Origin of the sequence: Rhodopseudomonas palustris BisB18, assembly GCF_000013745.1 — a bacterium.
GTDB classification, from domain to species: Bacteria; Pseudomonadota; Alphaproteobacteria; order Rhizobiales; family Xanthobacteraceae; genus Rhodopseudomonas_A; species Rhodopseudomonas_A palustris_F.
This window is the reverse complement of sequence record NC_007925.1, coordinates 4,420,020-4,438,264: the sequence shown is the minus strand read 5'-3', so window position 1 is coordinate 4,438,264 and position 18,245 is coordinate 4,420,020. Positions and strand designations below refer to the sequence as shown.

Sequence of the window (18,245 nt, the reverse complement as noted above, 5' to 3'; positions counted from 1 at the left end):
TCTTGACAATCGGACAATATTGTCCGAAGGCGCGGAAGATCAGAAAGCAGCTCGGGCTTGCCGACTGAGCCGCCAACTGTGGCAACCGATCAGGACAGACAATGGACAGCTTCGCCTATGCGGCGGAATTTGAGCCGGGCGATACGCCCGGCGTGATCGTGGTGAGCTTTCCGGACGTGCCGGAAGCGATCACCGAGGGCAATGGCATGGCGGACGCTCGCCTGCAGGCGGAAGAGGCGTTGGGGCTTGCGCTGTTGAGCTACCCGGCGCGCGGTCAGCCGCTGCCGAAGCCGCGCGCCAAGGGCAAGCGGCTGAGCCTCGTCGCGGTGGCGCCCGACGTCGCGGCGAAGCTCGCGGTGATCGAGGCCTTCGTCAGCGCCGGCATCAGCAAGAGCGAATTGGCGCGCCGGATGCAGAAGGACGAGAAGGAAGTTCGCCGCATTCTCGATCCCAAACATGCCACCAAGCTGCCGGCGATGGTCGACGCGCTGCGCGCGCTCGGCAAGCGGCTGGTGATCGGCGTCGAGGCGGCGGCGTAACCTCGCAGCTCACGCCGCGCGGTTCAGATATCGGCTACGCATCCCCCGGCCCGACATAGGCGATCCGCACCATGTTGGTGGCGCCGGGGGTGCCGAGCGGCACGCCGGCGACGATGATGATGCGTTGGCCGGCCTTGGCGAAGCCGTCGCGGAAGGTGATCGAGCCGGCGCGGTCGACCATGTCGTCCTGGTCGTGGGCGTCTTCCGCCACCACGCAATGCACGCCCCACACCACCGACAGCTTGCGGCCGGTGCCGATGTTCGGCGTGATCGCCACCACCGGCGGCTTCGGCCGCTCGCGCGCCACCCGCAGCGCGGTCGAGCCGGAGCTGGTCCAGCAGATGATCGCCGACAGATCCAGCGTCTCGGCGATCTGCCGCGCCGCGCCAGCGATGGCGTCGCCGGCGGTTTCTTCCGGATCCGGGCGCTGCGCGGTGACCACGCCGCGATAGATCGGGTCGCGCTCCACCTCTTCGCCGATCCGGTTCATGGTCGCGACCGCTTCCACCGGGAATTTGCCGGCGGCGGATTCCGCCGACAGCATGATGGCGTCGGCGCCTTCATAGACCGCGGTGGCGACGTCGGAGACTTCGGCGCGGGTCGGCACCGGGCTGGTGATCATCGATTCCAGCATTTGCGTGGCGACCACCACCGGCTTGCCGGCGCGCCGCGCCATCCGCGTCATTTGTTTCTGTAGGCTCGGCACCCGCTCCAGCGGCAGCTCGACGCCGAGATCGCCGCGCGCCACCATCAGCGCGTCGGAGACTTCGAGAATCTCCGGCAGCCGGTCGATCGCCTGCGGTTTTTCGATCTTCGCCATCACCGCGGCGCGGCCGCGGATCACCCGCTTGGCCTCGTTGACGTCCTCGGCGCGCTGCACGAACGACAGCGCCACCCAGTCGATGCCGGTTTCCAACGCGGCCTCGAGATCGGCGCGGTCCTTCGGCGTCATCGCCGACACCGGCAGGTCGGTGTCGGGCAGGCTGACGCCCTTGCGGTCGCTCATCTTGCCGCCGATCACCACGCGGGTCACCGCGCGCTCCGGCGAGGCTTCCTCGCAGATCAGCCGCACTTTGCCGTCGTCGAGCAGCAGCGCGTCGCCGACTTTCAGCGCGGAGAGAATTTCCGGATGCGGCAGCTGCACCCGGGTGGCGTCGCCGGGCTCCTTGCTGGAATCCAGAATGAAGGTAGCGCCGTTGTTGAGCTGGATGGCGCCGCCGCCGAACATCCCGACCCGCAATTTCGGTCCCTGCAGATCGACCAGGATGCCGATCGGCCGGCCGTAGCTACTTTCGACGCTGCGGATCGCCTTCACCAGCTCGCGCATCTTGTCGTGCGAGGTGTGGCTCATGTTGATGCGGAACACGTCGGCGCCGGCCTCGAACAATTTGCGGATCATCGCAACGTCGGAGGAGGCGGGGCCCAGCGTGGCCAGAATCTTGATTCGTCGAAGGCGTCTCATTGCTTGCTTCCCGGGACCGCATCTGGTGACAGACCAGACGCGCCCGGAGGCGTTCCACCCTGTGAGTTCGGCATTCCCGGGAGCGTCCCTGGACCGGGTGCGCCGGGCATGCCCGGCAGCCGTTGTGTATTCTGTTCGCTGCTTTCGGTCAGCTGCACCGTCCAGGCGCGCTGTTCGCCGGTGTCGACTTCGAAGAAGCCGGTGCGGTCGAAGCCGCGCGCCAGGCAATTGTCGGTGCCCTTGATGGTGAATTCCTTGTCGCGCGAGCACATGAAAGCCTGTCCCGACCATTCGCCGCCGCGGTCGTAGTCGAGCGCGTAGATGTAATAGAATCGCGCCACCAGCGTGCCGCGCAGCAGCGTTTCGCAGCTGCGCGACGACACGTTCCACCAACCCTCGGTGGTCCAGCCTTCGGCGTCCTTATAGCCCAGCGCGATGCCGACCCGGCTCGCGGTGTTGTTGCAGAGGCGGAAATCCGCCGCCGCCGGCGTGAACGAGAGGCATAGCACGGCAAGCGCCCACGCCGGCATCAGGGCGATGCCGGGTCGACGCAGCGAAAACGCATGGCGATGAGAATCTGCTGCGATCATCCGGTCAAGCTATATCAAACCCATGAGGACTTCGCTTGGCCCGCCGGCCGCTGTCAAGGTGACGGCAATCCGAGCAGGCCGGGCGAAATCGGCCGCGGCAGCTTTAACCTCACGATATGGCAAAATCTGTGACAACTCCGATGTGACGTCAATGCCCGGGCGTGACCGCCAGACCTAACCACGGCTGGCGGTGATCGCGCAACCCGCCGGAACCCGAGGGCTGCGACGCGGTGATTCTGCAATCGCGCGTCGCCGCCGCGGCTGTCGATCGCCGGGGATTCGTGCGATGCTCGTTGACGACCGCCGCCGCACTTTTGAGTGTCGTTTCGCCGCGAGGCGCGATACAAGCGGGCCGCAATCCAACAGTCACATCAGGAGTACGAGATGGCCACGTCTGCCGCCGTCAAGGAAGAGCCCGCGACCCAATTCGCGAAGGATCAGCTCAAGGCCATCATCGAGCGAATCGAACGGCTGGAAGAAGAGAAGAAGACGATCTCCGACGACATCCGCGACGTCTATGCCGAGGCCAAGGGCAACGGCTACGACGTCAAGGCGCTGCGCACCATCGTGCGGATGCGCAAGCAGGACGCCAACGAGCGCGCCGAACAGGAAACCATCCTGGAAACCTACATGCAGGCGCTCGGCATGCTGTGAGGGATCGCGCGGCGATTCCGCCCCGTCATCCTGAGGTGCTTGTCCGCAGCGCGTAGGCGCTGCGGACAAGCCTCGAAGGATGACGTGACGTACTTGCGGCCATCCTTCGAGGCCCTCGCTTTGCTCGGGCACCTCAGGATGACGCAGAGTGTGTGGGGAAGTTGTTTTCCGAAAAATATCGCGACGTCATCCTTGGGGCGCGAGCACTTGCGAGCGAGCCCGCAATCCCGAGATTGCTGCAAAGGTGACGCTTGTCGAAGCGCCGTCATCCTGAGGCGCCCGAGCGCAGCGAGGGCCGCGAAGGATGCGGACGCGCGGTGCGGATTGCCAAGGGCGCGCGGTTGCCAAGCGCCCGTGGCCCATCCTTCGAGACACCCGGTTTCGCGCTACGCGCTGCGCCGGGTTCCTCAGGATGACGGCGGTGGGCGGGGCGATGCCCGCGTTTGGCGTGGCTCCGCCGGCCTCAGCTAGCGCGGTCAAATCACCTGAACAAACTCAGCGCAGCGCCGCGGTGCGGGTGAACGGCGTGGTCGACAGCGTCACCACGGCGGCGCCGGTGAACTGTTCGCACTGCATGCCGGACTGCGGATCGTCGGCGAACGCCATGGCGACGGCCGCCTGCGGCTTGCTGAAATGCGCGCGCAGGATGGTGAGGTCGGTGTCGCCGAACACCGTGGAGGTCATGGTCGAGGCGCTCGGCGCCAGGATCATCGCGCGCATCCAGACGTCGTTGTCCTTGACCGCCGCGGCGGCGAGCCGCGACGAGGTCGCGACCACCGCGCCGTGGCCGCGCTGGCCCTTGGCGACCACCGTGGTGACGTTGTTGATCGCCATCTGATTGCGCGCCGGCTGCGCCGGTCGCACGCTGCGCGGCACCGGCGCGCTGGCGGCGACAACTTGGGCGCGCTCGGACGGCGGCGGCGCATAGGCCATCGCCTGCATCGTGCTTTCGGAAATGGTGGCGGTGGATTGCGGGTCGGCGGCGGCGAGCGCCTGGCGGGCGCTGATCGCGGCGACCTGCGCCGGCGTCGCCTGCTTGGTTGCCGGCATGTCGTCCCAGAAGCCGCGGGCGTTGATGATGTCGGCGGGCGATTGCGGCTTGCTCGGGTCTTGCTTGGTGTCGGCCTTCTCGGCGACCGGCTTCGCGATCGGAGCGGGCGGGACGTCCGCCGAGGCCACCTGGAAGGCGGCCACTGCGGGCGGCTTGGCGCGCGGCAGCGGCACGTTGTCGATGATCTTGACCAGGGCGTTCTTGATGTTGCCGGGGGCTGCGGCCATCAGGCCGGCCGGCGAGGCGGCGTCGGCGCTGGCGACCACGGCCGGGGCGGCACCGCCCTCGTCATCCTCGTCGCTGCCGGACTTGCTCTTGCCGAACAGCGAGGCCAGGAAGCCGGTCGGGCCGCTGCCGGTGGCATCCGACGCGCCGCCGCGTTTCTCGATATCGGCTAACGCCAGCTGATAGCCGGGAAGCGGATTGCCGTCGGACGGCACGTGCACGGTGCGGCCGTTGGGGAATACGCGGGCCAGCTGGTCGTGGCTCATGCGCGGCCAGTGTCGGATGTTGCCGGTGTCGAGATGCACGAACGGCGAACCCGAGGTCGGATAGAAGCCGACGCCGCCGCGCTGCAGCCGCAGCCCGGCGAAGCGGATCTGCTCCAGCGCCACGCCGGGAATGTAGAAATCCATCGCCTGGCCGAGCATGTGCTGGCTGGCCCGGGCAACGCCCGACGAGCGGCGGCGCAGCATGGCGTTGGTGGCGGGGGAGCGATAGGCGGAGATGATCTGGATCGGCTGCTTGGCGTCGACGTCGCGGTAGACTTCCCAGAGGATGTCGAACAGCCGACGGTCCATCGTGGTCTGGTCCTGGCTGCGCCAGTCGCGGAGGAAGTGGTTGATCTCTCGCAGCGCGGCTTCGTCGTAACGGCCGTTGCGCTTGAAGGTGACGGTGAGGTTCTCGTCGGAATGGGTGTGGTGGAAGGAGAGGGTGCGGGTGTCGCCTAGCGCGGTGGCGTCGTGGACGGAGCCTGCGCCTGCGAGCAGCAACAACGACGCCAATCCGGCCCGAACCCCGGCGCGGGTCGATGTCAGCGTCAAGAAACGACGTGCGAATCCAGCCAGCACCTACGAACCCACCCCAAAATGACCACTCGACAAATCCGAACCTCGCAACCCCGAAGCAGCGAGGACAGGATGAATGCAGCCTTAAAGCAGGAGGGTTAATTGAAGACTACGCCCCACCCCCCGTTAGGCATAACCTAGCCTGCCGAGTGTGGCGAAAAATAGCCCGGTGCCGAGGCGAGGATGGAGAATGGTTAATGCAAGCGGCCCCGGGGATGCCGGGGCCGTTGTTCCTACTACTGAATTTCCGTTAATACGGGGCGGTCCTGGGGATCGCCCCTAGGGATCAGCGGGCGAACACGTTGCGTTGCGGGCGCCGATTTTGTTGCGCCGGCGGCGCGCTCGGGGCGCCGAACAGCCGTTCGAAGAACGACGGCTCGGCGTTGCCGGCGCCGTCGTTGAACGCCACGCCCTGCGGAATGTCGGCGCGCGGTCTCGCGTAGTTCGGCTGGGCGTGGGCGACCACGTTCTCCAGATCCTTGCCCTTGGGATTGCGCAAGATCGCCAGCATCGCCGCGTCGCGGCCATAGACGTCCTTGCGGGTCTGCAGCTTGCCGGCGTCGTCGACGAAGGCGGTCTGATAGGTGAGGTTGACCGGGATCGGGGTGGCGAATTTCAGGTCGATCTCGCTCTTGCCGTACATGCCGCGGATCTTCTCCGGCGTGTAACGCTCGTTCGGCATCGCGATGTTGAGCAGCGTGGCGGCGTATTGATCCGGGTTCTGCACCCGCATACAGCCATGGCTGAACGCCCGGGCGTCGCGCGAGAACAGATTCTTGTCCGGGGTGTCGTGTTGATACACCAGGAATTTGTTCGGGAAATTGAAGCGGATGCGGCCCAGCGCGTTGCGTTCGCCGGGCGGCTGCGAGATGTGGATCGAGCCGTCGCGGTTGCGCTCGAGCTTCAGGCCCATGCGGTCCAGCACGGTCGGATCCTGCTGCAGAGCGGGCAGATACTCGTTGTAGATGATCGACGGCGGCACGTTCCAGGTCGGGTTGACGGTGATGTACTTCATCGTCTCGGTCAGAAGCGGCGTGGCGTGATTGCCGGGCTTGCCGACCACCACGCGGGTGGTCCAGACCGGGGCGCCGTGCTGCATCACCTTCAAGGTGTAGTCCGGGATGTTGAGGATCACGTAGGCGTCGCCGAGCGACGGCGCGCCGAGCACGCGCGGCAGCCAGCGCCAGCGCTCCATGTTGACGATCACGGTGTCGATCTGGCGGTCGCTCTTCGGGCTGTTCAGCGCTGTCACGGTGCGCTCGTCGAGAACCCCGGTTTCCTTGAGGTCGGCGCTGTCCTGGAATTTGCGCACCGCCGCGGCCACTTTGGCGTCGTAGCGGGTGCTGTCGGGATTCTCGCTGATGCCGAGCTTGGCGCGCAGCTGCGGCACCCGCGGGTCGTCGACCTCGACGGCGGCCTGCTTCTTGCGCGCCGGAATGTACTTCAGCGCCGGGCCCTCGGCGATCTGGATCGCGCCGGGGCCATCGCCCTGGCCGCGCAATTCGGCGAGCTTGGCCTTCAATTGCCGATACATCTTGTGCGGCGGGTTGTAGCTCGCCAGCGCCGCGGACGGATCGGCGGCGGCGGTGACATTGGCCAGCACTTCGGCGGGGTCGATCGGGTGTTCGGGATACTGGATGTCGCCCGAGACCTGCGACCAATGCATCCGGCCGCTCTGCGCCTGCCGGGCGTAGTCCAACATGCTGGCGGTGAGTTTCAGGTCGGCCTCGGCCAAGGCCTCCGGCGTGGCGGCGGCGGCGAAATCCGGCAGCGGATAGTCGGCGGGGTTGAGGCCGTCGGCGGCGGCGTCCTTCAGCCGCGCGACCACGCCGTGGCCCAGCGGCGTGACGGCGCCGGCGTGCGTCCACAGCGGCGCGAAATCCCGCGCGGTGTAGAACTTCTCCACAGCGGCGCGCTCGCCCTTGCGGTCGAAATAGCGGGTGGATTTGCCGTCCAGCATCTCGCGCAGCTTCTCGGCCACCGGCAGATCGGCCGGCGCCACGGCGCTGGCGGTCTTGCCGGCATCCTTCGAGCTGGTATCGGCGGCGGGCTGCGAGGCCTGCGACTTGGCGGGCTCGCTGGTTTCCTTCGCGATGTCGTTGGCCGGCGCGACCGCGGGCACGGCAGCGACGGGAGCGGGCGCAGTCGGCTGCGCCGCCGCGGCGTCCTGCTTCGGCGCTTCGACGGTGGCGGCGGGTGGCACCGACGCGGTGGTGTCGGGGGCGGTGGTGTCGGAAGCGGTGGTGTCGGACGTCGTGGCGCTGGTCGTGGCCGCGTCGAGCTTGAAGTCGCCGATCGACGGCGGCGGCAGGTTGGCGGGTTCAGGCATCGGCACGGCGGCGTCGATGGCGAGATCGGCAGGGCTGCGTTGCGGCCCGGACTGCGCCATGGCGGCTCCGCTGGAGAGCGTGACGAAGGTTGCCGCAACAGCGATCAGAACGCGGTCGAAACCGCGGCGGCCATTGGAATCATCTCGCATTCATCGCACCCCTTGGGTGAAGCTGCCCCGTTTGGAACAGTCCCTCGCACTGTCGAACTTTTTGCTGAAGCGCCGTGATCGCGCGCTGCTCGCCTTGATTCATCAACGCTACCATGCGAGCGGGCAAACCGCCCAGCAGGTCGCGGGGATCTCACGACAAACTGACTCGAAGAACTCCACAACACCCGCGTCACACCGTTTTTGCCACGCGACTCCCGCTTTGTCTGTCACCGCCCGGCAACGGTTCAAATGTTCCCTTGCGGCGCGCGATCACGCGAGCGAATTGCGCGAATCGCTTCAGTTCGAAACTGCGGGCGCGCGAGCCTCGCGTTCCGCATGTGTGGTTTCGTCGAGCTTGCGATACAGCGTGGAGCGGCCGATCTTCAACCTGCGCGCGACTTCGGACATCTGGCCGCGGTAATGCGAAATCGCAAAGCGAATGATCTCGCTCTCCAGCTCGTCGAGCGGGCGGACCTCGCCGTCAGGCGTCAGCATCGAAAGACTGCCGGCCGCCGGCATCGGCGCGATCGGGATGTCATGGCCGGCCACCAATTGCGGTGCGGTGGAATGAAACGCCGGTTCGATCAACAGCGGCTCGCCCGCCAGTTCGGCGACGCTCGGTGCGGCGGCGGTGAGCGGAAAATCGGCGAGGTCGAGGTGAGTGCCCTCGCTCATCACCACGGCGCGGTACACCGCGTTCTCGAGCTGGCGGACGTTGCCCGGCCAATCGAGCTGGGCCAGCCGCGCCATCGCTTCGCCGCTGACCCCGGTGATGGTGCGGTTTTCCTCGGCGCAGAACCGCGCCAGGAAATGCCGCAACAGATGCGGGATGTCCTCGCGGCGGTTGCGCAACGGCGGGATGGTCAAGGGCAGCACGTGCAGCCGGTAGAACAGATCCTCGCGAAACTGCCCGGCTTTGACCCGGTCGAGCAATTTGCGGTTGGTCGCCGAGATGATGCGGACGTCGACCTTGAGCGGGCGGCGGCCGCCGACCGCCTCGACCGCGCCTTCCTGCAGCGCGCGCAGCAATTTGACCTGCGCGGCCAGCGGCAATTCGGAGACCTCGTCGAGAAACAGCGTGCCGCCACTGGCTTCGACGAATTTGCCGGTGTGGCGTTCGGTGGCGCCGGTGAAGGCGCCCTTCTCGTGACCGAACAGGATGGATTCCACCAGATTGTCGGGGATCGCGCCGCAATTCACCGCGACGAACGGCTTGGCGCTGCGCTCGCTGGAGCCGTGGATGGCGCGGGCGATCAATTCCTTGCCGACGCCGGATTCGCCTTCGATCAACACCGGGATCGCCGAGGTCGCGCCGCGCTTGGCCATCCGCAGCACGTGGCCCATCGGCTCGCTGCGGGTGACCAGATCGGCGAAGGTCAATTTGCCGTCGCGGCTGTGCTTTAGCCGCTGCAATTCGCCCTTCAAGGCGCTGGCGTTGAGCGCGTTGCGCAAGCTGATCTGCAGCCGCTCGATGCCGACCGGCTTGACCACGAAATCGGTGGCGCCGGCGCGCATCGCCGACACCACATTGTCGATGCCGCCATGCGCGGTCTGCACGATCACCGGGATACTCAATCCGGCGTCGCGCATCCGCTCCAGCACACCCATGCCGTCGAGGCCGGGCATCACCAGATCGAGCACCACCGCGTCGATGGTGGGGGCGTCGTCCGCGGTCAGCGTTTCGATCGCGGCGTCGCCGCTGTCGACCACCACGGTCCGGTAGCCGCATTTCTGCACCATGTTCTCGACCAGCCTGCGCTGAACAGCATCGTCGTCGGCGATCAGAATCGTGGTGGCCATACTCACTCAAACTCCAAGGCGAATTGTCCCGAATTGGGCCACCATGGTCGCGCAAGCGTTAATGAATGGTGAATCGGATTGCTAACAGTCAGACTCATGAGCGTCGCAACGAAATCAGGCGCTTAAGCTCGTCATTGCGAGGAGCTCTTGCGACGAAGCAATCCAGGCTACGCAAGAAAGCCGTTGGATTGCTTGCTTCGCTCGTCGGCCGGCGCACCGCGCCGTCCGCGGCTCGCAATGACGGAGCCGCTGGAGTCATTTCGATGCTCTATCGTCCGCTAGGCGCTCAGAACAGCGCGAGCAACCGCGTCATCGCATCGGGCCAGATTTCCAGCACGCCGCGGTAGCACATGTCGAGCGCCACATAGAGAATGATGACGAAGCCCACATAGGCGATCCAGCGGTGCTTCTGCAAAAGCTTGGCGATGAAGGAGGCGGCGAGGCCCATCAAGGCGATCGACAGCGCAAGCCCGAACACCAGGATGATCGGATGCTCGCGCGCGGCACCGGCGACCGCCAGCACGTTGTCGAGCGACATCGAGATGTCGGCCAGCGTGATCTGCCAAACCGCCTGGCCGAGCGTCTTGCGCGGCGCGCCGGACGCGGTGCCGTCGTCATTGAGGGCGTCGAGCGCGTCGGCGTCGTGCTGCGACTGGCTGCGCAGTTCGCGCCACATCTTCCAGCACACCCACAGCAACAGCACGCCGCCGGCCAGCAACAGGCCGATGATCTGCAACAGCTGAACGGTGACGCTGGCGAACAGGATGCGCAGCACGGTGGCGGCGACGATGCCGATCAGGATCGCCTTGCCGCGCTGCTCTTTCGGCAGCCCGGCGGCGGCCAGCCCGATCACAACGGCGTTGTCGCCGGCGAGCACCAGGTCGATCATGATGACCTGGGCCAGCGCCGACAGGCCCTCGGGGGTGAAAATCGTCAGAAACTCGTTCATCGGGCCTCTCTGTGAACGTCCTGTCCGACATCACAGCTCACATGAACTGCCAGAGGGGCCCGGTCCGGGACGTGCTTGCACAATCGCGCAGCGCTGCGCGAGGTTCCGTCGACGATGGAAATATCCGCTTGTCGCGTCACATTCAACGTGAAATCCGCCCGCCGCGTTGCCTTGTCGCAGGCTGTCACCGCGCCGCAACGCTGCCGGCATCACAATGCTGCCGGCCGAACGCCTTCAAACAGGCGCTTGCCCTGCTATCGTCTCAGCTAGTAGCGTTTGCCTGATTTGACGCGCAATGTTTTGAAAGAGCCCATGGCCAAAGCAGCGACCTCCCGAGCCAGCAAATCCGTCCGCAAACCGGCCCCGCGCACCGGCGCCGCCAAGAAGACCCCGCCGAGCCGCAAGCCGCAAGCCAAGGCCGCGCAACTGCCGGAATGGGATTTGGCCGATCTCTATACCAGCATCGATTCGCCGGAGGTGGCGCGCGATCTCGACAAGATCGACGCCGACTGCATCGCCTTCGAGCACGACTACAAGGGCAAGCTCGCCGAGGAGACCGCCAAGGGCGGCGGCGGCGTCTGGCTCGCCGAGGCGGTGGCGCGCTACGAGGCGATCGACGATCTCGCCGGACGGCTGGCCTCCTATGCGGGGCTCATTCATGCCGGCGACAGCGTCGATCCGAAGCTGTCGAAATTCTACGGCGACGTCTCCGAGCGGCTGACCGCGGCCTCGGTGCATCTTTTGTTCTTCGCGCTCGAACTCAACCGGGTCGACGACGCGGTGATGGAGATGGCGATGCAGGCCCCCGAGCTCGGGCATTACCGGCCGTGGATCGAGGACAGCCGCAAGGACAAGCCGTATCAGCTCGAGGACCGCATCGAGCAATTGTTTCACGAAAAGTCGCAGACCGGCTACGGCGCCTTCAACCGGTTGTTCGACCAGACCATTTCGGCGCTGCGCTTCAAGCTCGGGGCGAAGGAATTGGCGATCGAGCCGACGCTGACGCTGCTGCAGGACCGCGATCCGCAAAAGCGCAAGGCGGCGGGGCAGGCGCTGGCCAAGACCTTCAAGGCCAATGAGCGCACCTTCGCGTTGATCACCAATACGCTGGCCAAGGACAAGGAAATCTCCGACCGCTGGCGCGGTTTCGAGGACGTCGCGGATTCCCGGCATCTGGCCAACCGGGTCGAGCGCGAGGTGGTCGACGCGCTGGTCGCCTCGGTGCGCGCCGCCTATCCGAAGCTGTCGCATCGCTATTATGCGTTGAAGGCGCGCTGGTTCGGCAAGAAGCAATTGGCGCATTGGGACCGCAACGCGCCGCTGCCGTTCGCCGCCACCGGCACGATCGGCTGGCCGGAAGCCAAGGATATGGTGCTGACCGCCTACACGGCGTTCTCGCCGGAGATGGCGAAGATCGCCGAGCGCTTCTTCACCGATCGCTGGATCGACGCGCCGGTGCGGCCCGGCAAGGCGCCGGGCGCGTTCTCGCATCCGACCACGCCCTCGGCGCATCCTTATGTGCTGATGAACTATCAGGGCAAGCCGCGCGACGTGATGACGCTCGCCCATGAACTCGGCCACGGCGTGCACCAGGTGCTGGCGGCGAAGAACGGCGCCTTGATGGCGCCGACGCCGCTGACGCTGGCGGAGACCGCGAGCGTGTTCGGCGAGATGCTGACCTTCAAGCGGCTGCTCGGCCAGACCAAGAGCTTAAAGCAGCGTCAGGCGCTGCTCGCCGGCAAGGTCGAGGACATGATCAACACCGTGGTGCGGCAGATCGCGTTCTATTCGTTCGAGCGCGCGATCCACACCGAGCGCCGCAACGGCGAATTGACCGCGCAGCGGATCGGCGAGATCTGGCTCAGCGTGCAGGGCGAGAGCCTTGGCCCCGCGATCGACATCAAGCCGGGCTACGAGAACTTCTGGATGTACATCCCGCACTTCATCCATTCGCCGTTCTACGTCTACGCCTATGCGTTCGGGGATTGCCTGGTGAACTCGCTCTACGCGGTTTACGAGAACGCCCAGGAAGGCTTTGCCGAACGCTATCTGGCGATGCTGTCGGCCGGCGGCACCAAGCATTACTCCGAACTGCTGCAGCCGTTCGGGCTCGACGCCCGCGATCCGACCTTCTGGGACGGCGGGCTGTCGGTGATCGCCGGGATGATCGATGAATTGGAGGCAATGGGGTAGGGCCTCGCAAGCCGGAAAGTTCGGCTCCGGCTTGAGTTCAACTATCAGTTGAGTCTACCATGACGTCTCTGGGGGAGGCGGTCATGGATCAGACGACGCCCAATGCAGATGACGACGAGCGTCCATGGCGCGATAAATTCCACGCCGTGTTCGCCAAGGAAATCGAAGCCATCAACAGCCGCCGCGAAGCGACGCGGAAGCTCGCAACGCCCGCCTCCGGCAAGACCCTCGACGCCGTTGGTCTCGCTCTGTCCGGCGGCGGCATCCGCTCGGCGTCGGTCTGTCTCGGCGTGGTGCAGGCGCTGAACAACCAGGGCCTGTTGTCGCGGATCGACTATCTGTCGACGGTGTCGGGCGGCGGTTATCTCGGCAGCTCGCTGTCGGCGACGCTGACCTGCCATAAGGACTTCGTGTTCGGCGGCAGCGCCGCCCCGCTCGCCGGCGCCGCCCCCGCCACCGACATCAGCGACACCCCGGCGGTCGGCCATCTGCGCAACTATTCGAATTATCTGATCCCGCGCGGCTTTCGCGACGTGCTGAGCGCCGCGGCGATCGTGCTGCGCGGGCTGGTCGCGAACCTGTCCCTGGTGGTGCCGGTGCTGCTGCTGCTGGCGGCGGTCACCGCGTGGTCGAACCCGGTGCGGACCTCGCTCGGCAAATCGGATTTCTTCGGCGTCGACCTCAGCCAATTTCTGACGCGGAATTTCGGCGTCACGCTGGTGGCGGGGCTGACGCTACTCGGGCTGTTCCTGCTGTGGGCGCTGGCGCGGTCGTCGCCATGGCTGGCGCGGCGGCTGGGCTGGATGGACATTGTCGGCGGGGTCTTGCTGGTGGCGTTCGCGGCGATCGCGTTCTTCGAATTTCAGCCGTTCGTGATCGAAGGCATGTTCCAGATCGCCGACCACAACAACGGCAACCCCAGCGGGCTGGTGCTGGGACTGTTCACCAGTTGGGTGAAGACGCTGGCCGCCGCCGCGGCGCCGGTCACCGCTTTGGTGGTGATGTTCCAGCGTCAGATCGGCGCGTTCCTCAACAGCGCCACCGCGGGATCGAGCCTCGCCGCGCAGGCCTCCGCCATTGCGATCAAGCTCGCGGTCTGGGTCGCCGGGCTGGCGCTGCCGCTGATCATCTGGGTAGCGTATCTCTATCTGAGCTATTGGGCGATCGCCAATGACGGCAAGCGTACCGCAGAACAGGTGCGCTGCCCGCCGACCGCGATCTCCGCCACCGTAAACATCCAGCAGCAGGATGGCGCGTCCACCGCGACGCTGCAGGGCAGCCTGCAACCCGACGACGCCAGCCGCTGCGCCGCGGCCGCGCCTGCGGATTCGTCGTCGCCGCAGGCGTGGGCACATACGCCAAACTGGCTGATCTGGCTCTCCAAGTTCATGCCCGGCCGGGTGCCGGAGGGCCACCTGATGCCGGCGTTATATGTCGCGGTGGCGCTGCTGGTGTTCGTGCTGTCGTGGCCGCTGGCGCCGAACGCCAACTCGCTGCACCGCCTGTATCGCGACCGGCTCGGCAAAGCGTTTCTATTCGATCCGCGCCATCGCCGCGGCGCCCGGCCCAGCGCCAACGAGCCGAGCCGCGAGCAGGGCCGGGATTTCGTCAACGTCAGCGGTATGCGGCTCAGCACGCTATCGACGGCGCAGGCGCCCTATCACCTGATCAATGCGGCACTCAACATCCAGGGCTCGGACTTCGCCAACCGCCGCGGCCGCAACGCCGATTTCTTCGTGTTCTCGAAATACTCGACCGGCAGCCAGGCCACCGGCTACGCGCCCACCGACCGGCTCGAGGCGGCGGCCGCCGAACTCGATCTCGCCACCGCGATGGCGATCTCCGGCGCCGCGGCCTCGGCCAACATGGGCTCCAAGACCATCCGGCCGCTGACGCCGACGCTGGCGCTGCTGAACATCCGGCTGGGCTATTGGCTGACGAACCCGGCGTTCTTTGCGGCGGCCGGATCGGGGACGGCGGCGGGCGCGGACGTAAAATCCAGTTGGACGCCGACCCACCGCACCACGCGCTATCTGTGGTCGGAGCTTTCCGGCCGGCTCTACGAGAACAGCGACGAAATCTATCTCACCGACGGCGGCCATATCGAAAATCTCGGCATCTACGAATTGCTGCGCCGGCAATGCCGGCTGATCATCGCGGTCGATGCCGAAGCCGACAGCGCGATGCATTTTCCCTCGCTGGTGACGCTGCAGCGCTACGCGCGGATCGATCTCGGGATTCGGATCTATCTGCCGTGGGCGCCGATCCAGGCCGCGACGCTGGGCTGCATGGCGGTCAACGCCGGCAAGCTGCCGCCGCCGCCGCCATCCAAAGAACCGCACGGCCCGCATGTGGCGATCGGCATCATCGACTACGGCGGCGGCGAAAAGGGCACCCTCGTCTACATCAAGTCGTCGCTGAGCGGCGACGAGAACGATTACGTCCGCGATTATGCCCGGCGCCACGCCCAGTTTCCGCACGAGGCGACCGGCGACCAGTTCTTCAGCGAGGAGCAGTTCGAGGTCTATCGCGCGCTCGGTTTCCACATCGCCCACGGCTTGCTGTGTGGTGCCGACGACGTCAGCGTCGCGAGCGACGGCGGCGACCCGGTGGTGACGAAATTCAGCGATGCCGGCAACGCGACCGTCGCGGCGGTGCGGGCCGCGCTCGGGCTGAGTGTGGAAGAAGAGGGGGAGGGGGCCGGGTCCGGCGTGTAAAACATCTGTTGAACGATGTTGCGGGGTATGTTATACATATGTATGACATGCCCCAACGCTTTTAGAAATAGGAGGTCCGTTCCTCAAGCGAAGGCGCGATTGTGCGCAACTGAAAGGATCGTCATGAAAATCGAAATCAAAAAGATCGGAAATTCCGATGGTTTGCTGTTGCCGAAGGAATTGATGCAGCGGCTGGATTTGAAGCGCGGCCAAGAACTGCACATCACGGAACTGGCCGGGGGCGGCTTCCAAGCCATGCCTTACGATCCCGACTTCGAGCGGACCATGGAAATCGCAGACCAGATTATGGAAAAATACAAGGACACGCTCGCCGCCCTTGCGAAATGATGAGGAGTGCCTGATGAGCGAGCCGAAAGAGCCGCTTTGGATCACCTTCGAGCAGGCCATCGCGATTCACAGCCGCCAGTTGCGCCGCTTCGGCGGCGCTCCCGGTCTGCGCGACGAAGGCATGCTCCGATCGGCGCTGGAGCGGCCCGTCAACAAATGGCGCTATGAACAATCGGAATTGCCGGAGCTTGCCGCAGCGTATGCGTTCGGGTTGGCGAAGAACCACGCATTTGTCGATGGCAACAAGCGGATCGCTTTTATGGCGATGACGGTCTTTCTTACCAAGAATGCCGTCGCTTTCGATCCCGATCCCGCTCAATCGACGTCCATCATCCTCTCGCTCGCCGCCGGCGAGGTCTCTGAGGAGAGCCTGACGCGCTGGATCCGGGACAATTGGCCGGCCTGATTGCTTGGCGCCGTTTTCGGGGCCGCCTCGTTTGGTTGCATGACCGGCTTTGGAAAACCAGCATTGATGGCGCCGCGGCCCTCTGCCGCGGAGCGGAATTCGCCGGAGCGCCCGGCCTTTGCGAAAACTCTTTGCCGACGTTGGCGTTATCGCGAAATCGCTGCCGCCTGCGCGGATCGCGCGCTAGACTTTCGACTGAACCAAAATGGGTTAGGCGATCTGTCGAGGGCGCCGTTGCTCTCGCAATAAGATTGCGCTAATTGCACACACACTTCTCGAACATTGTCCGGAGAGACTGATGGCAGAGCACCATGACGTCGCCTACACCGCTGCTGACGGCAACGACTATGTCGCCCATGAGCAGACCTACCAGGGCTTCATCAAGCTGGTGAAATACGGCTCCGCCGCCGTGATCGCTGTCGTCGCTCTGATGGCAATTTTCCTGACTTGATTTGGATCGGCGTGCGCCGCTAAACGGCGCGCCCATTGGCTCACTCACGCGCGTGCCCAGCGCGGCGGAGGCTCTATGAAAATTGCTGTTGCTAAAGAACTAGATCCTGCTGAACCGAGGGTCGCGGCGACGCCCGACACGGTGAAGAAGTTCAAAGCGTTGGGGATCGATATCGCGATCGAGCCCGGCGCCGGGATCAAGTCCGGACTGCCGGATCAGGAATTCACCGCGGTCGGCGCCACCGTCAGCGCCGATGCGCTGAAGGACGCCGATATCATCATCAAGGTGAAGCGCCCCGAGGCCTCTGAACTTGCGAGCTACAAGCGCGGCGCGCTGGTGATCGCCATCATGGACCCCTACGGCAACGAAGCCGCGCTGAAGACCATCGCCGACGCCGGCGTCTCGGCCTTCGCGATGGAGCTGATGCCGCGCATCACCCGCGCGCAGGTGATGGACGTGCTGTCGAGCCAGGCCAATCTGGCCGGCTACCGCGCCGTGATCGAGGCCGCCGAATCGTTCGGCCGCGCCTTTCCGATGATGATGACCGCGGCCGGCACGATTCCCGCCGCCAAGGTGTTCGTGATGGGTGTCGGCGTCGCCGGCCTGCAGGCGATCGCCACCGCGCGCCGGCTCGGCGCCGTGGTCACCGCCACCGACGTGCGCCCCGCCACCAAGGAGCAGGTCGAAAGTCTCGGCGCCAAATTCCTCGCCGTCGAAGACGAGGAATTCAAGAACGCCCAGACCGCCGGCGGCTACGCCAAGGAAATGTCCAAAGAGTATCAGGCCAAGCAGGCCGCGCTCACCGCCGAGCACATCAAGAAGCAGGACATCATCATCACCACCGCGTTGATCCCCGGCCGGCCCGCGCCGCGCCTGGTCACCGCCGAGATGGTGGCGTCGATGAAGCCCGGTTCAGTGCTGGTTGACCTCGCGATCGAGCGCGGCGGCAACGTCGAAGGCGCGGTGGCCGGTCAGGTCACCGACGTCGGCGGCATCAAGATCGTCGGCTACACCAACGTCGCCGGCCGGGTCGCCGCTTCGGCCTCGAGCCTGTATTCCCGCAACCTGTTCAACTTCATCGAGACGCTGTTCGACAAGGCGTCGAAGTCGCTCGCGGTGAAGTGGGACGACGAGTTGGTGAAGGCCACCGCGCTGACCAAAGACGGCGCGGTGATTCACCCGAACTTCCAGCCGAAAGCTTAAGGAGAGCCGCCATGGAACATATTGTACAGGCCGTCGATCCGTTCGTGTTTCGGCTGTCGATTTTCGTTCTCGCCGTGTTCGTCGGCTATTTCGTGGTGTGGTCGGTGACCCCCGCGCTGCATACCCCGCTGATGAGCGTGACCAACGCGATCTCCTCGGTGATCGTGGTCGGCGCCTTGCTGGCGGTCGGCGTGGCGATGGTCGGCGAGGGCGGTGTGTGGGCGCGCGGCTTCGGCTTCGTCGCGCTGATCTTTGCCTCGGTGAATATTTTCGGCGGCTTCCTTGTCACCCAGCGGATGCTGGCGATGTACAAGAAAAAGCAGAAGTGAGTAGGAA

At 65.6% G+C, this 18,245-nt stretch carries 15 protein-coding genes; 9 read left to right on the top strand and 6 right to left on the bottom strand.

Annotated features, from left to right (window positions below; all coding sequences use genetic code 11):
- Positions 1 to 101: 101 nt before the first annotated feature.
- Positions 102 to 539: a type II toxin-antitoxin system HicB family antitoxin gene (locus RPC_RS19930; protein ID WP_011474390.1), complete on the top strand. Its 438-nt coding sequence runs from the start codon at positions 102 to 104 to the stop codon at positions 537 to 539.
- A gap of 34 nt (positions 540 to 573) precedes the next feature.
- Here RPC_RS19930 and pyk read toward each other — a convergent pair whose 3' ends face one another.
- Together pyk and RPC_RS19920 are read right to left on the bottom strand one after the other, a co-directional pair.
- Positions 574 to 2,001, bottom strand: a complete 1,428-nt coding sequence (pyk, locus tag RPC_RS19925; RefSeq protein ID WP_011474389.1) for a pyruvate kinase — start codon at positions 1,999 to 2,001, stop codon at positions 574 to 576.
- Positions 1,998 to 2,591, bottom strand: coding sequence for a DUF1036 domain-containing protein (locus RPC_RS19920; protein ID WP_011474388.1), 594 nt, complete (start codon positions 2,589 to 2,591; stop codon positions 1,998 to 2,000). Before RPC_RS19920 ends, pyk begins: the two co-directional genes overlap by 4 nt.
- Before the next feature lie 384 nt (positions 2,592 to 2,975).
- On the opposite strand from RPC_RS19920, the gene RPC_RS19915 reads away from it, so the two are divergent.
- Positions 2,976 to 3,245 (top strand): DUF2312 domain-containing protein, encoded by a 270-nt coding sequence (locus RPC_RS19915; protein WP_011474386.1) that lies wholly within the window; start codon positions 2,976 to 2,978, stop codon positions 3,243 to 3,245.
- 495 nt (positions 3,246 to 3,740) lie between these two features.
- Here the strand turns inward: RPC_RS19915 and RPC_RS19910 are convergent, their stop codons facing one another.
- The 4 genes from RPC_RS19910 to RPC_RS19895 form a co-directional block, all read right to left on the bottom strand.
- Complete coding sequence (locus tag RPC_RS19910; protein ID WP_011474385.1) at positions 3,741 to 5,366, bottom strand: DUF882 domain-containing protein; 1,626 nt, start codon at positions 5,364 to 5,366, stop codon at positions 3,741 to 3,743.
- Between the two features lie 283 nt (positions 5,367 to 5,649).
- Positions 5,650 to 7,842 carry a L,D-transpeptidase family protein gene (locus RPC_RS19905; RefSeq protein ID WP_011474384.1) on the bottom strand — a complete coding sequence of 731 codons (2,193 nt, stop codon included), beginning with the start codon at positions 7,840 to 7,842 and terminating at the stop codon, positions 5,650 to 5,652.
- Between the two features lie 297 nt (positions 7,843 to 8,139).
- A complete protein-coding gene (locus RPC_RS19900) occupies positions 8,140 to 9,642 on the bottom strand; it encodes a sigma-54-dependent transcriptional regulator (RefSeq protein WP_011474383.1) in 1,503 nt (500 codons plus the stop codon).
- A 286-nt stretch (positions 9,643 to 9,928) separates the two neighbouring features.
- Positions 9,929 to 10,591, bottom strand: a complete 663-nt coding sequence (locus tag RPC_RS19895; protein WP_011474382.1) for a TerC family protein — start codon at positions 10,589 to 10,591, stop codon at positions 9,929 to 9,931.
- A gap of 312 nt (positions 10,592 to 10,903) precedes the next feature.
- On the opposite strand from RPC_RS19895, the gene RPC_RS19890 reads away from it, so the two are divergent.
- The 7 genes from RPC_RS19890 to RPC_RS19860 all read left to right on the top strand — a co-directional run bounded on the left by RPC_RS19890 (position 10,904) and on the right by RPC_RS19860 (position 18,238).
- Entirely contained in the window at positions 10,904 to 12,784 is a 1,881-nt protein-coding gene (locus RPC_RS19890; RefSeq protein ID WP_011474381.1) for a M3 family oligoendopeptidase, read from the top strand.
- Positions 12,785 to 12,867: 83 nt separating this feature from the next.
- Positions 12,868 to 15,501, top strand: a complete 2,634-nt coding sequence (locus RPC_RS19885; RefSeq protein ID WP_011474380.1) for a hypothetical protein — start codon at positions 12,868 to 12,870, stop codon at positions 15,499 to 15,501.
- Positions 15,502 to 15,624: 123 nt separating this feature from the next.
- Entirely contained in the window at positions 15,625 to 15,849 is a 225-nt protein-coding gene (locus RPC_RS19880; RefSeq protein ID WP_011474379.1) for an AbrB/MazE/SpoVT family DNA-binding domain-containing protein, read from the top strand.
- A gap of 13 nt (positions 15,850 to 15,862) precedes the next feature.
- Positions 15,863 to 16,255: a type II toxin-antitoxin system death-on-curing family toxin gene (locus tag RPC_RS19875; RefSeq protein ID WP_011474378.1), complete on the top strand. Its 393-nt coding sequence runs from the start codon at positions 15,863 to 15,865 to the stop codon at positions 16,253 to 16,255.
- A gap of 298 nt (positions 16,256 to 16,553) precedes the next feature.
- Positions 16,554 to 16,706, top strand: coding sequence for an aa3-type cytochrome c oxidase subunit IV (locus tag RPC_RS19870; RefSeq protein ID WP_011474376.1), 153 nt, complete (start codon positions 16,554 to 16,556; stop codon positions 16,704 to 16,706).
- Between the two features lie 75 nt (positions 16,707 to 16,781).
- Positions 16,782 to 17,909 (top strand): Re/Si-specific NAD(P)(+) transhydrogenase subunit alpha, encoded by a 1,128-nt coding sequence (locus tag RPC_RS19865; protein ID WP_011474375.1) that lies wholly within the window; start codon positions 16,782 to 16,784, stop codon positions 17,907 to 17,909.
- Between the two features lie 11 nt (positions 17,910 to 17,920).
- Entirely contained in the window at positions 17,921 to 18,238 is a 318-nt protein-coding gene (locus RPC_RS19860; protein WP_011474374.1) for a proton-translocating transhydrogenase family protein, read from the top strand.
- Positions 18,239 to 18,245: the final 7 nt, after the last annotated feature.